Source organism: Streptomyces gottesmaniae, from assembly GCF_031845845.1.
Classification (GTDB): domain Bacteria; phylum Actinomycetota; class Actinomycetes; order Streptomycetales; family Streptomycetaceae; genus Streptomyces; species Streptomyces akebiae.
In genome coordinates this window covers 1-450 of sequence record NZ_JAVRFJ010000139.1, presented here as the reverse complement: position 1 = coordinate 450, position 450 = coordinate 1, and the positions used below count along the sequence as shown (strand labels likewise).

Genomic DNA, 450 nt, shown 5'->3' with positions numbered 1-450 from the left:
CCCCAGGCCCGTACCACCGACCCGAAGGTCCAGGCTGCGCGCTTCAGCACCTTCAGCCGGGCGGTACGTGCCAACTCCCCGCACCCGGAAGGCAACACCCGATGACCGCGACCACCGACGAGAAGCTCAACTGGCTGCTGGAGGGGCTGCTCGACCGCACCCCCGGCACCCGCCACGCCCTCGTCCTGTCCCGCGACGGCCTCAAGCTGTGCCGCACCCCCGAGCTCTCGGTCGACCAGGCCGACCAGCTGGCCGCGATCTCCGCCGGAATCCAGAGCCTCTCGCACGGCGCGTCCATCGAGTTCGGTGACGGCACCGGCGGCGTACGGTCCGCGATGGCCGAGTTCTACGGCGGCGTGCTGTTCATCGTCGAGGCGGGCGCCGGTGCCCATCTGGCCGTCGTCGCCGACGAGGAGTCCGACGTGGGCCTGGTGGGCCACAACATGAGCG

1 protein-coding gene is annotated in these 450 nt (G+C 71.3%); it reads left to right on the top strand.

The features are described 5' to 3' along the window. Nucleotides 1–101 precede the first annotated feature (101 nt). Nucleotides 102–450: roadblock/LC7 domain-containing protein (locus tag RM704_RS44750; protein WP_311593622.1), on the top strand; the 349-nt coding region annotated here is incomplete at its 3' end.